At 68.9% G+C, this 16,284-nt stretch carries 15 protein-coding genes; 11 read left to right on the top strand and 4 right to left on the bottom strand.

Annotated features, from left to right (window positions below; all coding sequences use genetic code 11):
* Nucleotides 1-47: 47 nt before the first annotated feature.
* Together ALI44B_RS08560 and ALI44B_RS08565 are read right to left on the bottom strand one after the other, a co-directional pair.
* On the bottom strand, nt 48-1,427 hold the full coding sequence (locus ALI44B_RS08560) for a maltokinase N-terminal cap-like domain-containing protein (RefSeq protein WP_077054309.1): 1,380 nt from the start codon (nt 1,425-1,427) through the stop codon (nt 48-50).
* A gap of 218 nt (nt 1,428-1,645) precedes the next feature.
* Nucleotides 1,646-2,275, bottom strand: a complete 630-nt coding sequence (locus tag ALI44B_RS08565; protein WP_077054310.1) for a hypothetical protein — start codon at nt 2,273-2,275, stop codon at nt 1,646-1,648.
* Between the two features lie 214 nt (nt 2,276-2,489).
* On the opposite strand from ALI44B_RS08565, the gene ALI44B_RS08570 reads away from it, so the two are divergent.
* From ALI44B_RS08570 to ALI44B_RS08590, 5 genes are read left to right on the top strand one after another with little or no spacing between them, the layout of a single operon-like run.
* Nucleotides 2,490-3,443 carry an ABC transporter ATP-binding protein gene (locus ALI44B_RS08570; protein ID WP_077054311.1) on the top strand — a complete coding sequence of 318 codons (954 nt, stop codon included), beginning with the start codon at nt 2,490-2,492 and terminating at the stop codon, nt 3,441-3,443.
* Nucleotides 3,440-4,384, top strand: a complete 945-nt coding sequence (locus ALI44B_RS08575; RefSeq protein WP_077054312.1) for an ABC transporter permease — start codon at nt 3,440-3,442, stop codon at nt 4,382-4,384. Before ALI44B_RS08570 ends, ALI44B_RS08575 begins: the two co-directional genes overlap by 4 nt.
* Nucleotides 4,385-4,420: 36 nt before the next feature.
* Nucleotides 4,421-5,965, top strand: coding sequence for a sensor histidine kinase (locus ALI44B_RS08580; RefSeq protein ID WP_077054313.1), 1,545 nt, complete (start codon nt 4,421-4,423; stop codon nt 5,963-5,965).
* Complete coding sequence (locus ALI44B_RS08585; protein WP_077054314.1) at nt 5,962-6,621, top strand: response regulator; 660 nt, start codon at nt 5,962-5,964, stop codon at nt 6,619-6,621. The genes ALI44B_RS08580 and ALI44B_RS08585 overlap by 4 nt, the downstream gene beginning before the upstream one ends.
* On the top strand, nt 6,618-7,130 hold the full coding sequence (locus tag ALI44B_RS08590) for a methylated-DNA--[protein]-cysteine S-methyltransferase (RefSeq protein WP_077054315.1): 513 nt from the start codon (nt 6,618-6,620) through the stop codon (nt 7,128-7,130). The genes ALI44B_RS08585 and ALI44B_RS08590 overlap by 4 nt, the downstream gene beginning before the upstream one ends.
* A 36-nt stretch (nt 7,131-7,166) precedes the next feature.
* On the opposite strand, the gene ALI44B_RS08595 is transcribed toward ALI44B_RS08590, so the two are convergent.
* On the bottom strand, nt 7,167-7,712 hold the full coding sequence (locus ALI44B_RS08595; protein ID WP_077054316.1) for a hypothetical protein: 546 nt from the start codon (nt 7,710-7,712) through the stop codon (nt 7,167-7,169).
* A gap of 204 nt (nt 7,713-7,916) precedes the next feature.
* On the opposite strand from ALI44B_RS08595, the gene ALI44B_RS08600 reads away from it, so the two are divergent.
* The 4 genes from ALI44B_RS08600 to ALI44B_RS08615 all read left to right on the top strand — a co-directional run bounded on the left by ALI44B_RS08600 (nt 7,917) and on the right by ALI44B_RS08615 (nt 12,831).
* Entirely contained in the window at nt 7,917-8,813 is an 897-nt protein-coding gene (locus ALI44B_RS08600; RefSeq protein ID WP_077054317.1) for a glucose 1-dehydrogenase, read from the top strand.
* A 91-nt stretch (nt 8,814-8,904) separates the two neighbouring features.
* Nucleotides 8,905-10,197: a cytochrome P450 gene (locus tag ALI44B_RS08605; protein WP_077054318.1), complete on the top strand. Its 1,293-nt coding sequence runs from the start codon at nt 8,905-8,907 to the stop codon at nt 10,195-10,197.
* An 8-nt stretch (nt 10,198-10,205) separates the two neighbouring features.
* Nucleotides 10,206-11,183, top strand: a complete 978-nt coding sequence (locus ALI44B_RS08610) for an aldo/keto reductase (protein ID WP_077054319.1) — start codon at nt 10,206-10,208, stop codon at nt 11,181-11,183.
* 154 nt (nt 11,184-11,337) lie between these two features.
* Nucleotides 11,338-12,831: an MFS transporter gene (locus ALI44B_RS08615; RefSeq protein ID WP_238592168.1), complete on the top strand. Its 1,494-nt coding sequence runs from the start codon at nt 11,338-11,340 to the stop codon at nt 12,829-12,831.
* Nucleotides 12,832-12,966: 135 nt separating this feature from the next.
* On the opposite strand, the gene ALI44B_RS08620 is transcribed toward ALI44B_RS08615, so the two are convergent.
* Nucleotides 12,967-13,746, bottom strand: coding sequence for an HNH endonuclease family protein (locus tag ALI44B_RS08620; RefSeq protein ID WP_077054320.1), 780 nt, complete (start codon nt 13,744-13,746; stop codon nt 12,967-12,969).
* Nucleotides 13,747-13,944: 198 nt separating this feature from the next.
* Between ALI44B_RS08620 and ALI44B_RS08625 the strand changes: the two genes are divergently transcribed.
* Nucleotides 13,945-14,244 carry a hypothetical protein gene (locus ALI44B_RS08625; protein WP_077054321.1) on the top strand — a complete coding sequence of 100 codons (300 nt, stop codon included), beginning with the start codon at nt 13,945-13,947 and terminating at the stop codon, nt 14,242-14,244.
* A gap of 7 nt (nt 14,245-14,251) precedes the next feature.
* Nucleotides 14,252-16,195, top strand: a complete 1,944-nt coding sequence (locus tag ALI44B_RS08630) for an alpha/beta hydrolase (RefSeq protein WP_077054322.1) — start codon at nt 14,252-14,254, stop codon at nt 16,193-16,195.
* The last annotated feature ends 89 nt before the right edge of the window (nt 16,196-16,284 follow it).

The following is a 16,284-nucleotide window of genomic DNA, read 5'->3' on the forward strand; positions in this document are numbered from 1 at the left end:
ACCGCTGAACAGCTGTACAGAACAGCTGACCGCTGCGCCGCCGTGCCCTATTCGGCGACAGGCGGGGCGGATCGCGCGACGAGTCGCTCGACCGCCGAGGTGGGGATGCTCACCCAGTCGGGGCGGTTGCGCGCCTCATAGACTGCCTCGTAGACGGCCTTGTCGATCTCGAACGCGTCGAGCAGGGCACGTTGCGCGCGGACATCCGTGCCCGAAGCGGCGATGTAGCCGTCGACGAACGAGCGACGGGCCGTCGACGCCCAGGCGGATGCATCCACGGGCGGGTCGCTGTGGGCGAGAGAACCCGCCACATAGTCGAAGGAGCGCAGCATGCCGGCGACGTCGCGCAGCGTGACATCCGGGCGCGAACGCTCGGGCATGGGGCGCAGGGGTTCGCCCTCGAAGTCGAGGAGAACCCACCCGCGCTCGGGCGAGTAGAGGGCCTGGCCCAGGTGCAGGTCGCCGTGGATGCGCTGCAGCCGCGGCCACTCGACCTCGGCCGTGCGGTCATAGAGCGCGAGGATGCGTTCGCCGAACGGGGCGACCGCCGGGGCTTCGGCCGACGCGATGCGCACGCGCCGCCGCATACTCTCGAGCGCGCCCGCGATCTCGTTGGGGCCCGCCTCGACGGTCTCGAGGGTTTCGGCAAGCACCTGATGCACCTCTGCAACCGTGCGCCCGAGTTCGAAGGCCTGCTCGGAGAAGTCTTCGCCGGCCTCGGCGGCACGCAGGGCGACGCGCCAAGCATCCTCGAGACCCGGCAGGAACTCCTGCACGAACGCGAGGTGTCCCGTGGCGGTGCCGCTCTCGCGACCCGGGTCGGGCCAGGTGGCCGTCAGCGAGCCGAAGGAAGTGGGCACGCGACGCGACCCGCCGCTCGTGAGGGCAGCCTGCGTGGTGACATCCGGATTCTCGCCGTGGTGGAGAACGCGGAAGACCTTGGCGATGACGTGGGGAACGGGGCCGCCCTCGACGTCGTAGATGATCGACGTGTTCGACTGCTCGCCGCGCAACACGCGCGACTCGACGCGCACACCGGGGTCGAGAAGCTTGTGGCCGGATGCCGTCGCACCCTCGCCCGAGGTGTCGAGCGCGTGCGTGATCTGGTGCAGCAGAGAGGCGGCATAGGCCGGATCGTGCGGGCCGTCATAGAGGTGACGTCCGTCGACCTCGCCGATGAGGAAGGCCTCGCCACCCTCGAGCGGCGCATCGCGGTGCACGATGGGCACCTGGTAGAGCACGGGCTTCTCGTGCGCCTCGTCGATGAGCAGATAGCTGACGACGGTGGCCCCCTCGGCGTGCGGGTGGCCGTCTGGCACGACCCCCTCGAGGGCTCCGATCACGCGAATGCGGGGCTGCCTGCCCTTGGTCGCATACCAACGTTGGTCAGCAATCCATTCGGCCAGGCGCGAGACGAGAACACTCATGTCGGCACACTACCCGGTGCACCCCAACGGGCGAGAGGGCTTGCATTTGCCGCGGCGACCGTTCGGTGTGACCGAACCGTCGGGCGCCGGGCGACCGTCCGAGCCGAGCGGACACGTGGCGAGGTGGCGTCGGACGCGAAGAAAGGGGCGGCCCCCATGGGACCGCCCCTTCGAGAGGGTGCGCGCAGCCCAGACAGGGCGCGCACGCTCAGGCCGCTTTAGCGACCGAGTCCCAACCCACCGAGGGTGTCGTTGAGGAGGGCGTCGACCGAGTTCGACACGGAGGTGCCGAGGTCGGTGTCGGTGTTGGCGTCGCCGGTCTCGACACCGGTTTCGGTGCCGTTGCCCACGGGGGCGTCGACGGGAGCGTCCACGCTCGTGTCGTTGCCCGAACCGACGGGGGCGTCGACGGGAGCCTCGATCGGGACATCGACGGGTGCGTCGACGTCGTTGCCCGAGCCGACCGGAACGTCGTTGCCGGAGCCGATGGGCGCCTGGACGTCGTTACCCGAGCCGGTCTCGTTGCCCGAGCCCACCTCGTTGCCGTTGCCGGCCTCGTTACCCGAGCCGATGTCCCCGGTCTCGACGATGGGGCCGTTGATGAGGCCGCCGTCGATCAATCCGGTGTCGTTGCCGACGATCCCCGAAGCGGTGTTGCCGCCGAGGATGCCGTTGAGAAGGTCGTTCAGCGTGGTGCTGGTGCTGTCGAACGAGTAGCTGTCCTGGCTGTTGCTCGGCTCGTCGTTCTGAGCCGCGTTCGCGGGGGCGACGATTCCGCCGACCACCAGAGCGGATGCTGCGACGCCGATCGCGCCAGCGGTACCGATCTTCTTCGTGAAGCTATTCATCAGGTGAACTCCTATTCGTTGTTCCGTCGGCTGGAATTTCCCGGCCGACACGAGAGCTTCGGGGGCCTCCCCGAAACCGGATTGGGATGAATGTCCCCCATACAGGGGGTTCTCAGGTTTACTGGCCCCAGCGCCGCCATCCACCGATCGGTTGATGGGGCTTTCCACCGTTCGGGCTCTGTCGCGCGGCGCCCGGAACGCGGAGCATTGCACCATGAGCACATCTGAGACCGTCGTCGAGGTCACCGACCTCCAGAAGCATTACGGATCGTTCCACGCACTGAACGGGGTGTCGTTCGACATCCGCCGCGGTGAAACCTTCGCCCTGTTGGGCCCGAACGGCGCCGGCAAGTCGACCACGATCGAGATTCTCGAGGGCTTTCGCAAGCGTTCGGGCGGGCAGGCGCGCGTCCTGGGGCTCGACCCCGACGACGCCGGTCTCGACTGGAAGGCCCAGCTGGGCATCGTCCTGCAGTCGAGCGCCGAGGCGGCCAACGTCACGGTTCGTGAGCAGGTCTCGCAGTTTGCCGGGTATTACTCACGCCCGCGCGACGTCGACGAGGTGATCGAGGCGGTGGGCCTCACGGCGAAGGCGAAGACGCGCATCGGCCAGCTGTCGGGCGGGCAACGCCGCCGCGTGGATGTCGCCCTCGGCGTCATCGGCCGCCCCCAGCTCCTCTTCCTCGACGAACCGACCACCGGTTTCGACCCGGAGGCACGGCGTCAGTTCTGGAGCCTCATCGAGGGGCTCAAGGCCGACGGCACGAGCATCCTGCTCACCACCCACTACCTCGACGAGGCCGCACACCTGAGCGACCGCGTGGCCGTGATCGCCGGCGGAACCTTGATCGACATCGGCACCGTGGACGAGATCGGCGGCGCCGAGGCGCGCGTTCCGACCGTGCGGTGGCGCGATGCCGCGGGGGTCGAGCACGAGGAGCGCACCACGCGGCCGGCCGAACGAGTCGCCGCGCTCTATGCCCAGCTGGGCGAGCCGACCGAGGTCGAGATCGTGCGACCGAGCCTCGAAGACATCTACCTCGACCTGGTCGAGAGCGACGCCCGCGCCCGAGCGGCCACCGAAACCCAGAACGAGGCCCACGCGATCGGCGCCTCGACCCACTCATCGAACGACACCGCCACACCGGCGACAGGAGAACGCGCATGAGCCTCGAAACCGGAGCGGTCACCGGCACTGCCGCAGCGACGGACATCGACCTCGACCCCGCCCGCACGGCCGCCTTGGCCGCCGTCGCCTCGGTTCCGCCCGACACGGGGGTGCCGAAACTCGCCCGGGGCCGCGGCCTGCGACTCGGCGCGCGCCGCATCGGCTACGAGGTCAAGCAGTACTTCCGCGCGGGCGACCAGGTGTTCTTCACCTTCCTCTTCCCCGTCGTCATGCTGGCCATCTTCTCCGTCGCGTTCAGCGGCACGGGCAACATCGGCACGAATCCGGATGGCTCGGGCGGCATCTCGCAGGCTGCGTTCTACCTGCCGGGCATGATGGCGGCCGGCATCCTGCTTTCGGGCGTTCAGAACCTCGCGGTCGACATCGCCACCGAAAAGAGCGACGGCACCCTCAAACGGTTGAGCGGCTCGCCGTTGCCTGTGATCAGCTATTTCCTCGGCAAGGCGGGCCAGGTGCTCGTGACGTCGATGATGCAGGTCATCCTGTTGCTGCTGTGCGCGCGGTTCCTGTTCAACGTCGCCCTGCCCACGGAACCGTTACGCTGGCTCACCTTCGCCTGGGTGTACCTGCTCGGCATCGTGACGGCGGCCGTTCTCGGTATCGCGCTGTCGGCCGTGCCCCGCACGGGCAAGAGCGCCACGGCCGTCGTCATCCCGGTGGTGCTCGTGCTGCAGTTCATCTCGGGCGTCTACCTGTCCTTCACGATGCTGCCCGAATGGTTGCAGAACGTGGCGAGCCTCTTCCCGCTGAAATGGATGGCGCAGGGCATGCGTTCGGTGTTCCTGCCCGAGTCCTTCGAGGCCGCCGAACAGGGCGGCGAGTGGAATCTGGTCGGCGTCGCCATCGCGCTGCTCGTCTGGGCCGTCATCGGAATGGTGCTGGCGCGTGTCACCTTCCGCTGGATCCGCAAAGATAGCTGACAGGGCGTGCGACGCTCGCGGCGATCGGAGACGGCGATGAAGTGGTGGCATGTGGGCACGGGCACGCTCGTCGTGCTGCTGCTCGGCCTCGTCGGGTGGATGCCGCGCCTCGCGCCCGAGATGCGCCTGCTGGCCGCGGGGGCGCTCGTCGCCTTCGCCGTGCTCTATGCCGTGTGGGGGCAACGCCTGTTGCGGCAGGACTGCCCGCGGGCGACGGCATACCTGGGCGCCAGCATCCTGGTCGTCGCGGTCGGAGTGTTCGCCGAGCCGAACCTGCTCATCATGCAGTGCCTGCTGTTCCCCTTGATCTGGGTGCTGTCGAGCAGCATCCGGCACGCGATCATGCTCAACGTCGTGGCCGCGCCCCTGTTCGTGGTGGCCTATGCCACGGGTCTGGGCGGCAGCGGGCACCTGTGGGTCGAGGCTTTCTTCATCGAGGGGCTCTCGCTCGGTTTCAGCATCGTGCTCGGGTTGTGGATCAACAACATCGCCGAGCTGGGCCGCCAGAAGTCGCAGCTCTATGACGAGTTGGCGGCCGCGCAAGACCAGCTGGCCGGCCTGAGTCGGGATGCCGGGGCGGCGGCCGAGCGGGAACGGATCGCACGCGACATCCACGACACCATCGCGCAGAGCGTGACCGGGATCGTGATGTTGGCGCAGCGCGGGCGGCGCGAACTCGACGAGGTCTCGCGGGATGACGCCTGCGATGGCGACAGCGGCGAGCGAAGCAGCGGTGAGCGAAGCAGCGGCGAGCGAAGCAGCGGCGAGCGAAGCAGCGGCGACGCGAGCAGTGGCGGCAGTGGCGACCGACCTGCGCAGGGGGCGGCCGCCGAGACGTTCGAGATGATCGAGTCGATGGGCCGCGAGGCGCTCGAAGAGGCCCGCGCGCTCGTGGCCACGCTCGCCAAACTGCCCGACAGCGATGCCACGCTCGAGCAGGCGTTGCGGCGCGTGGCCGAGCGATTCGGGCGCGAGACCGCGCTCAGGGTGGATGTCGAAACCGATGCCCTGCCGCCGCTCCCCCGCGAGCTCGAGGTCATGCTGCTGCGGTGCGCTCAAGAGGGGCTCGCCAATGTGCGCAAACATGCACGGGCAACCGCGGCGGTCGTGTCGCTGCGCGTCGAGGACGGCTTCGTCGAGTTGCGCGTGGATGACGACGGGCGCGGGTATCCGGCCGAGGCCGAGACGCGGAGCGCGGCAGAACCAGAGAACGGAACCGAGACCGGGGCCGGGGCCAGAACCGGAACCGGAACCGATACTGACATCGACGCCCTGTCCGCGCGCGGCTTCGGCTTGGCCGGGATGCGCGAGCGTCTCGCTCTGGCGAACGGAACCCTGAGCATCCGCACGCTGCGGACGCCGGGCGGCGAACCCGTCGGCGCGAGCCTGACCGCGCGGGCGCCGCTGCCCACGCGAGCGCCAGCGTCTGCTCCTACTCCTGCTCCTCCGTCTGCGCCCGTGTCCGCGGTCACTGTCTCGCCGACACCTGCGCCACATCCTGCAGCCGCTTCCGCGTCGGCACACACGACCGCCGACTCCCCCGCCGCTTCGCGCAACCCCCACGCCGAGAGGACCTCATGACCGAGCCCATCCGCGTCGTGGTGGCTGACGACCATCCCATCGTGCGCGCCGGAATCGTCGCCCTGCTGAGCGCCACCGACGGCATCGAGGTCGTCGGTCAGGCCGCGACGGGTCGCGCCGCCGTCGACCTCGCGCGCGCCGAGCGGCCCGACCTCGTGCTCATGGACCTGCGCATGCCCGACCCCGCGGCGCCCGCGGGCGAACAGCTCGACGGCAGCCAGGCCACGGCGCGCATCGTCGAGGCGCAGCCGGACACGCGCGTTCTCATCCTCACCACGTACGAGACCGACGACCACATTCTCGGCGCCATCGAGGCGGGGGCGAGCGGCGACCTGCTGAAGGCGGCGCCGCCCGAGGAGATCGTGGCGGGGGTGCGCTCGGTCGTGGCGGGGCAGACCGCTCTCGCACCCGCCATCGCGGCGACGTTGGTGCGGCGCATGCGTGAGCCCCAGACATCCGCGGCCCCGTCTTTGAGCGCTCGCGAGACCCAGGTGTTGCGCCTCGTGGCCGACGGCCTGGGCAACGCGCAGATCGCCACGGCGCTGTTCATCAGTGAGGCCACCGTGAAAACACACCTCATCCACGTGTTCGAGAAGCTCGAGGTGTCGAGCCGCACGCGAGCCGTGACGCGCGCGCAAGAGTGGGGGATGCTGTGACCGCCCGGCACGCCGTCATCGACACGCGCATCGGCGACCTCACGCTCGTCGCCGACGATGCCGCCCTCACGGGCATCTATTTTCCGGGCCACTGGACGAAACCGGACGACACGACGTGGGGCGAGCGCGTGGAAGCCGGCGGCGACCCCGTTTTCACTTCGACACGCACGCAACTCGAGCAATACTTCGACGGCGAGCGCACGACCTTCGACCTGCCCGTCGCGCCCGTCGGCAGCGAGTTCCAGCAGCGTGTGTGGGCGGTGCTCGAGCGCATCCCGTTCGGCCAGACCGTGACCTATGGGCAGATCGCGGTCGAGATCGGCGGGCGCACGGTGGCCCAGATGGTGGGGCAGGCGGTCGGGCGCAACCCGGTGTCGATCGTCATCCCGTGCCACCGGGTCGTGGGCGCAGATGGCTCGCTCACCGGCTATGCGGGCGGCCTCGAGCGCAAGCTCTTCCTGCTGGAGCTCGAGGAGCCGCCCGAGATCGCGGCGAGCAAGCTGTTCTGAGAAAGCGCAGCCCGAGAGCCTGCAGGGGGCGGCAGCTTAGGAGCCGGCGCCCTCGCGCAGCGCGTAGGCCCAGTCGGCGGCGTCGGAGCCCGCGGTCATCATGACCTCGACCCCCTCGGCAGACGAGGAGAACGAGATCGGCACGACGGTCTCGTCACACGTGACCTCCTGGCGAGCGATCTCGGCGTCGTTGCTCGTGACGACGAACGTCACGGGGCCGCCATCCCGGCACACGGCGTTGAGCGTGTAGCCACCCGCGGCCTGCGAGGTGTAGGACTCGTTGCGCGATTCGGAGGCCTCGAGGCGGCCCTGCGAACCCGCGACCATGCCCTCGCCGTCGTCGTAGTCGAGCACGCCTTCGGCCCACTCGAGGATCTCGCCGTTGGCCTCCCGATCACCCTCTTCGTCGTCGGGGATGTTCGTCGACGCGTTGCCGTTGGTCGACGGTGCGGTCGCCGCAGCCGACGGGGTGTCGTTGCCGGCGAAGTCGGTGTTGCCCGTGGCGCAGCCGGTGAGCGCAAGCGTCAGGATCGCGGCCGAGGCGAGCGTGGGGGCACAGAGTCGGTTCGTGAGCTTGTCCATGCATCCACGCTAGCGAGCGCCTCGGGCTTCGGAACCCCCCTTCTGCGCGGCCCGCGGGAGTGTTATACGACACCCCTCGTGCGGGGGACGCGCGTCGAGGCATCCGCGAAATCTGTCAACCCCTGGATGCGTGCGGGGCCCGGTTTATAGCGTGGAAGACGTCGGTGCGACCCACCGACCCGCCAACTTATGGAAGGTAGAACGATGACGAAAGACCAGTACGCATTCGACGACCCGACCACCCGTTACCCCACCATCGAGCCGCCCGAGCAGGAAAAACCCGAGCCCGGCCTCGAGAAGGACATCGAACCGAAACCCGACCTGGGCGAGGACAGCTACCGCGGCACGGGCCGCCTCGAGGGCCGCAAGGCGCTCATCACGGGCGGCGACTCGGGCATCGGCGCGGCGACGGCCATCGCCTATGCCCGCGAGGGCGCCGATGTGGTGCTGTCGTACCTGCCCGAAGAAGAGGCCGACGCGCAGAAGATCGTGGCGCTCATCGAGGCGGCCGGTCGTAAGGCCGTCACCGTGCCGGGCGATCTGAAAGACCCGGAGTACTGCCGCGAACTCGTCTCCACCGCCGTCTCGGAGCTCGGCGGCCTCGACATCGTCGTCAACAACGGCGGCAAGCAGGTCTACCAGGAGAACCTCGAAGACCTGACCGACGAGCAGTTCGATCACACCTTCAAGACCAACGTGTACGCCATGTTCTGGATCACGAAGGCCGCGCTGCCGCACCTGAAGCCCGGGTCGACCATCATCAACACGACGTCGGTCGAGGCCTACAGCCCCGCGCCGATCCTGGTCGACTACGCCACCACCAAGGCATCGATCAACACCTTCTCGAAGTCGCTCGCGCAGCAGCTGGCGCCCCGCGGCATCCGCGTGAACACGGTCGCCCCTGGCCCCGTGTGGACCGCGCTGCAGACCTCCGACGGTCAGCCGACCGAGGATCTGCCCGAGTTCGGCAAGTCCACACCTCTGGGTCGTGCCGGGCAGCCGGCCGAGCTGGCGCCCGCCTACGTGTTCCTCGCGTCGGGCGAGTCGAGCTTCGTCGTCGGCGAGACGCTCAACGTCAACGGCGGTATGCCCACCCCGTAGCAACGATCGGCCGGCGGATGTCTCGCGGCGCGTTTCGACGCGCGGCGGGCACCGCCGGCCGTTTTCGTCTGCCCACCCGCGAAAGGACCCCATGATCCCCCGCACGCGAGAACTCGACTCCACCATCGGCTTCCTGAAGGACGGCTACCTCTTCGGGCGCCGCCGCCTCGACCGGGTGGGCGGAAACGCCTTCCGCGGCCGCCTCATGGGCCGGCCCGTCGTCTTCGGCCAGGGCGTCGACGCCGCGCGATTCTTCTACGAGGGCGGGCGCTTCGGACGCAAGAACGCCATGCCGCGCTCGGTCATGCACCTGCTGCAGGACGAGGGCAGCGTACAGTCGCTCGAGGGCGAGGCGCACCGCGATCGCAAGGCGTTCTTCATCGATGTCTCGTCGTCGGATGACAGCCGCGACGCGCTCGTGGCCGCGTACCGCCGCGCCTGGCTCAGGTCGTTGGGCGAGTGGACGGCGAGCGGGCGCGTGACGTTGCTCGACGCATCCACGCGCGTGCTGACGCGGGCCGTGCTCGACTGGGCGGGCATCGAGGCGGATGACGCATCCATCGACCTGCGCACCGAGGAGTTCGGCGAGATGGTGGCGCGCGCGGGCACGTTCGGCCCCGTGAACTGGCGGGCCCGAGCCATCCGCCGGCGCAGCGAAGAGTGGTCGAACGGGCTCATCGAGGGCGTGCGCTCGCGTGTCGATGCGAACGACTCCCGCGCGGATGCCGCCACCACGCCCCTCGAGAAGGTCGCCCTCTATCGCGACCCCACGACGGGTGAGCGGCTACCGACCGAGGTCGCGACGGTGGAGCTCCTGAATCTGCTGCGACCGACCGTCGCCGTGGCCCGCTTCGTGGTGTTCTGCGCGCTCGCCCTGCATCGGCACCCCGCGTGGCGCGAACGCTTGGAGAACGGCAACGACGACCGGCTGCGCGATTTCGCCAACGAGGTGCGCCGGTTCTACCCGTTCTTCCCCGTGATCGGTGGCACGGCGACGCGCGACCTCGAGTGGGACGGCAGCCGCATCCGCCGTGGGCAGTGGATGATGCTCGATCTGTATGGCACCAACCACTCGCCCGCCGTGTGGGAGGCTCCCGGCCGTTTCGACCCCGACCGTTTCGCGGGAGTGAACATCGAACCGAACACGCTCATCCCGCAGGGCGGCGGCAGCGCACCCGGCGGACACCGGTGCCCGGGCGAACCCGTGACGGTCGACCTGATGGTCGAGACCATCAAGCTGCTCACGCGCGACACCGTCTACACCGTTCCCGATCAAGACCTGCGTGTCAGTTTGCGTCGATTTCCCTCGTCACCGACCGACGGTTTCGTGATGGAATTGGGCACCGGAAGCGTCAGCGACGCCGTCACGCGCACGGCCGACTAGGAGAAGACATGGACTACGTTCGCCTCGGCACGAGCGGACTGCGGGTTTCGGCCGTCACACTCGGATGCATGAGCTACGGCGCGTCGGCCCAGGGCGCGCACGCGTGGACGCTGAGCGAAGACGAGAGCCGTCCCTTCATCCGCCGCGCCCTCGAGCTCGGCATCACCACGTTCGACACGGCCGACGTCTATTCGGCCGGCACGAGCGAGGAGTACGTGGGGCGCGCACTGGCCGACTACGCCACGCGCGAAGAGATCGTGCTCGCCACCAAGGTGCACGGGCGCATGCGGCCCGACCCCAACGGCGCCGGCCTGTCGCGCGGGCACATCATGTCGTCGATCGACGACAGCCTGCGGCGCCTCGGCACCGACTACGTCGACCTCTACCAGATCCACCGCTGGGACCCGGAGACGCCCATCGAAGAGACCATGGAGGCGCTGCACGACGTCGTCAAGGCGGGCAAGGCGCGCTACATCGGGGCGTCGTCGATGTTCGCGTGGCAGTTCGCGAAGGCGCAGTACACGGCCGATCTCGGCGGCTGGACTCGATTCGTCTCGATGCAGGATCAGTACAACCTGATCAACCGCGAAGAGGAGCGGGAGATGCATCCGTTCTGTCTCGATCAGGGCGTCGGTGTGCTGCCGTGGTCGCCGCTCGCGCGCGGCAAGCTCACGCGGGATTGGGACGAGACGACCGACCGCAGCGAGACCGACACGTTCGGCCAGACCCTCTACACGCAGCGCGAAGAGGGCGACAGGGCCATCTCGGATGCCGTGGCCGCCGTCGCCGCCGAGCGCGGGATTCCGCGGGCCCAGGTGGCGCTCGCGTGGGTGCGCCAACAGGATGCGGTGACCTCGCCCATCGTGGGAGCGACCAAGATGAGCCACCTCGAGGATGCCGTCGCCTCCGTCTCGATCACGCTGACGGATGCCGAGCTCGCGCGTCTCGAAGAGCCCTACGTCGTGCGCGCTTCGGAGGGCTTCTAGGTTTCTTGGGCGGGGCTTACGCGAGCCCCCGCGGCTGATAAGATAGAAGATCTGCCCGACCGATCGGTCGGGGTGGTTGATGCCCGTGTTGTGACCGGAGTATCGATCTGGGGCTGAAAACCCCCAGCGCCTGATCCGATCGAAGGGTATTTCTTTGTCTACACACACGTCTCCGTCCGCCTCGGCCACCGGCTCCGCCGCGGGTTCGCGCACGGGTTCCGGCTCCCGCCGCTGGTGGGTGCTCGTCGTCCTCGCGCTGACGCAGCTCATCGTCGTGCTCGACGGCACCATCGTCAACATCGCCCTGCCCGCCGCGCAGCAGGAGCTCGGGCTGACCGACACGCAGCGCCAGTGGGTCATCACGGCCTACGCGCTGGCGTTCGGTGCCCTGCTGTTGCTCGGCGGGCGCATCGCCGACTACTGGGGTCGCAAGCGCACCTATCTCGTCGGCATGGTCGGTTTCGGCGCGGCATCCGCTTTCGGTGGTCTCGCCCAGTCGGGCACCGAGCTCATCATCGCGCGCGGCCTTCAGGGTGTCTTCGCCGCGCTCATGGCCCCTGCGGCCCTGGCGCTGTTGACCGTCACCTTCACGCACGGCCGTGACCGCAACACCGCTTTCGCCGTGTTCGGAACCGTCGCGGGCGCGGGTGCCGCGGTTGGCCTCGTGCTGGGCGGTGTGCTCACCGAGTTCGCCGACTGGCGCTGGTGCCTGCTCGTCAACGTGCCGTTCGTGCTCGTGGGCCTCGTCGCGGGCATGATCCTCGTCACCGAGAGCAAGGCCGAGGGCGACAACAAGTACGACCTCTGGGGCGCGCTCACGGTGGCGCTCGGACTGGGCTCGCTCGTTTACGGCTTCACGCGCGCCGAAGAGGGCTGGGGGTCGGCCGAGACCATCGGCTTCCTGGCGCTCGGCGCCGGCCTGCTCGCGCTGTTCGTGTTCATCGAATCGCGCGTGGCCCAGCCGCTGCTGCCCCTGCGCGTCGTCACCGACCGCGTGCGCGGCGGTGCGTTCCTGATCCAAATGATCGTCGGCAGCGTCATGATCGGCGCCATGCTCTACCTCACCTTCCACCTGCAGATCGTGCTCGGCTTCCCGCCCCTCGAGGCGGGTCTGGCCACGCTGCCCATGACGCTCGCCATCATGGTCACGGCGCCCATCGCCACCAAGCTGCTGCCCAAGATCGGCCCGCGCGTGCTGCTCATCGTTGGACCGCTCATCGCGGCCGTCGGCCTCGTCTACCTCAGCCGCATCACGCCCGACGGCTCCTACCTCGTGCAGGTTCTGCCCGCGCTGCTGATCCTCGGCGTCGGCATGGCCATGCTGTTCGTCCCCATCCAGAACCTGGCGCTGTCGGGCGTCGCCCCGCACGACGCGGGCGCTGCTTCGGCGACCGCCAACGCCGCCATGCAGATCGGCGGCTCGATCGGCCTGTCGGTGTTCACCACGGTGTACGCCGGTGCGGTCGCGGGAGTCGAGGTCGTCGACAAGGCCTCGCAGTTCACGGCGTTCACGACGGGTTATTCGGCGGCGTTCATCGCGACGGCCGTGGCGCTCGTGGTGGCATCCATCCTGGCCGTCGTCTTCATTCGTGGCTCGAAAGAGAGCCTGCTGCCCACGGGTGACGAGAAGGCCGTGCACCTGGGCTAGTCACATCGCGCATCGATGAGGGCGAGGCATTCCGAGAGGATGTCTCGCCCTCGTCGTTTCTGGGGGCGCGTTTTCTCGGCGTGGGTCCCGGCACGTGTTCTCGGGGCGGCGGCGTTTCTGGGGGTCGCGGTTGCCCTACGGGCAGGTGTCGAGGGCCGATTCGATGGCCGAGCGGTCGGCGCGGTCGAGGCCGAGGTCGTATTCCGCCAGGACCACCGTGAAGCGGGCCACGTATTCGCACGCGAACTCGCGGCGGGGCGGCATCCATTCGGCCGGACCCGAATCGGATTTCGACGTATTCGTCGGACCGTCGACCGCCAAGAGGTTGTCGAAGTCGTTGGCGAACCGCTCGCGCTCGTCGGCCGGCCACGCGAAGGCGCCGTGCCGCCACGCCCACGACAGCGGCACGACGTGGTCGATCTGCACGTCGGCACTCGACTGCTCACCCTTCACGAATCGGATGCTGTCACCGCTGTAGAGGTCGTCGAGCACGCCCGACGCGACGACGCAGTTCTGGGTGCCCGGCTGCACGACGAAGGTGGCCAGATCGCGCCGCAGCACGTCGTTGCGCTGATCGCAGCCGTTGCGGTCGAGGTCGGCCCAGCGCTGTCCGAACAGGTCGCGGTCGTAGCGCGCATCACCCGACGACCCGTCGCTCGAGGGGATGCCGCCCAGCAACGTTCGCGCGGCATCCGCGTCGATGCGCTCGACGCCCTCGACCGAGACGACGAGACCGGCCTCGCGCAAACCCGCGTTAGACGCTCCGGGCGACAACGGGTCGGATGCGTGGGGGAAGAGTTTCGGCCACAGTGCGACAGCTGCGGCAATCGCGAGGACGAGGATGAGGGCCGCGAGCGGGAGGCGCGTGCGGCGTCGACGGGAGGGGGTTCGGGGGCGGGTGTAGCGGCTTGGCATGGGTGCTTTCACGCTACCCCACGGGTGGGACACGCCGAGGCGGGCCAACATTTTGGGACGTGATTTGCGCAGGGGGCGAACGACTGCCGAACGCAGTTCCGGGCGCGTCCGGCGATGCGCGTCGATGCAACTGAGGTTCGCTCATATCCGCTGATTTACCGGCCCGCAGATCAGCGTCCGCCCTGGCACAGTTTCTGCATGGACGGGATCACGATATCGGCGGGCGGGCTGGGGGCAGCGGCCACGACCGCGAACGGCGCTGCCTCTGACCTCGCGCTGACGCTGGCCGGTGATGGCGTCCTGGCCGTTGCGGCGCTCGGCGCATCCGGGGCCTTCGCGGCTCCTGGCGTAGCCGGCCGATACGCGTCGGCGCAGTCTCTGACCCGGGCCGCTGCCGACCTCTGCGCCACCGCAGCGACGGGCATTCGCGATGCCATCACCGCGGTCGAGTCCGGGTTCGCCGCGACCGACCGCGAGCTCGCCGAAGCTGCGCGGTGATGCGCTCATGACGACGGTTCCCGGTTTCGGTGCCAGCCCGAGCGATCCCTTCGGCGACCTCGACGACCCCGCGGCGGGCGACCCCGCGACCATCCGCGAGATCGCTGGGCTGCACCGTGCTTCCGCCGCGCGGTGGAATGCCAACGCCCACGCCTTCGCGGCAGCGGAGGTCTGGTTCGACGACGACCAAGCCGAAGCCGTCGACGCGGTAGAAGCGCAGGCGACGCATCTCGCGCCGCCGCTTCAGACCCTGTCCGACACGCACTCTTCCGCCGCGGCGGCGCTCGAGGTGTTCGCCGCGGCTATCGACGACATCGCGGGGCGGAGCGGTCGACTGCGAGCCGATGTCGACTCCTCGCTGGCCGATATTGCGCGCACACGTGAGGCGCTCGGCGATCTGGGCGGCGGACGCTTGCCCTACCTGACCGAACTCCACCCGTCTTCCAGCCTGTACGACTGGCCCGCCGGACCCCCACTTCTTCCGGCTTACCTGATCGATCAGGCCGTCATAGATGGCACGCTGACCGCCGCCGATGTGACCGCCCTGTACGCGGGAGTTCGACGCTGGAGCGCCATTCTCGGCACCATCGACACCTGCCGCGCTTCGTATGCGGCGCTGTCCGACACGCGCGCCTCGGCCAACGACATATGCGCGGCCGCCCTCGAGAACACGCCACTCAATGCGGCCGTGACGGCGGCCCGCGCGGGAGCCCCGCCCGTGAGCGAGGAGGCCGGCGTGGCATCCTGGCTGGCTCTGTCACCGGCACTATTCACAGCCACCTACGCCACCGACCCGGATGCCGCCATCCGCGCGCTCGAGACCGCCACCCCCGACGTCGTCGCGGGTGTCTGGGCGACCCTCCCGGCAGCCTTCATCGCCACGCTCATCTCGCGCAAACCGGCCGCCATCGGCAACCTCGAGGGCGCCCGCTACCGCGACCGGAACACGGCCAATGTCGCTCGCCTGACCGGCGAACGCGATGCCACCGTCCGGCAGATCGCTGAGCGACGCGAGGTCGGCGGCGCCGCCCTACTGAAGGAGCGTCTCGCGGTGCTCGACTACCTCATCGAGACGTACGGGGATGGCCGGGCGGCTGCCAACGACCCACCCGAACTGTTGGTCCATCTGGATACAGCACCCGCGGGGGCACCCTACGTCGTTGTGACGATCGGCGACCCCAGCACGGCCGTCAACACCGGAACCGTCGTTTCGGGAATGGGCTCAGGTTCGGGAGACATCGGGACCTACCGAGCCAACTTCAAGGAAATGGTCCGGGGGGCGGGCAACTCTGCGGTGATGTTGTCGTTCAACTACCCGGCACCGAGTCAGGACCTGTCGGTGCTGGCACCCGAACACGCCCTGGCGGGCGCCCGCCGCCTCGCCGCTGAGCTCGACGGACTTCGCGCGGTCCAGAGCACGGTTGACGGCGCCCGCTCGGTGCTAATCGGTCACTCATATGGCGCGACGACGGGTGCCGCTGCACTCAGCGGGGAATCCCACGGCGTCGACACAATCGTCGCCGTGGGCCCGGCCGGCCTCTTGGCGGGGACCACCATCGCCGACCTGAAGATCCCCTCATCGGAGGTGTTCGTCGCCATTTCGAAGGCCGACCCGTGGGCGTCGTCAGGTCAGATCTGGTCTGGCCGGGTCAACCCCACTCTGGACGATTGGGGCGCAATGCGGTTCGGTACCGACGGCGTCACCCTCGATGACGGAACCGTTCTGACATCCACCACCGAACATGGTTTCGTCGAGGGAGCAGAACGAGAAGGCCAGCGCTCTTACACTCTCCCGGGAACCGAAAGCGCCCACAATCTCCAGGCGATCCTGGCTGGGAGGTCCCAACGTGTCACTCCTGGATCTGCAACGTTCCCCAGTCCCGCTTGGGGCCAACCTCCGCAGCCGGTTGAGCCACCACGAACCCCAGTCGCCACAGGCCGGACGGAGTAGCAGCGTATGCACCGGAATACGAATTCAAACTCGCGAAGCAAGAGCCGTGCGAGGCTCGTGGGCCTCGTCCTGTGCGCAGGTTCCCCTAT

It is taken from the genome of Leifsonia sp. ALI-44-B, assembly GCF_001984125.1.
Taxonomy (GTDB): domain Bacteria; phylum Actinomycetota; class Actinomycetes; order Actinomycetales; family Microbacteriaceae; genus Okibacterium.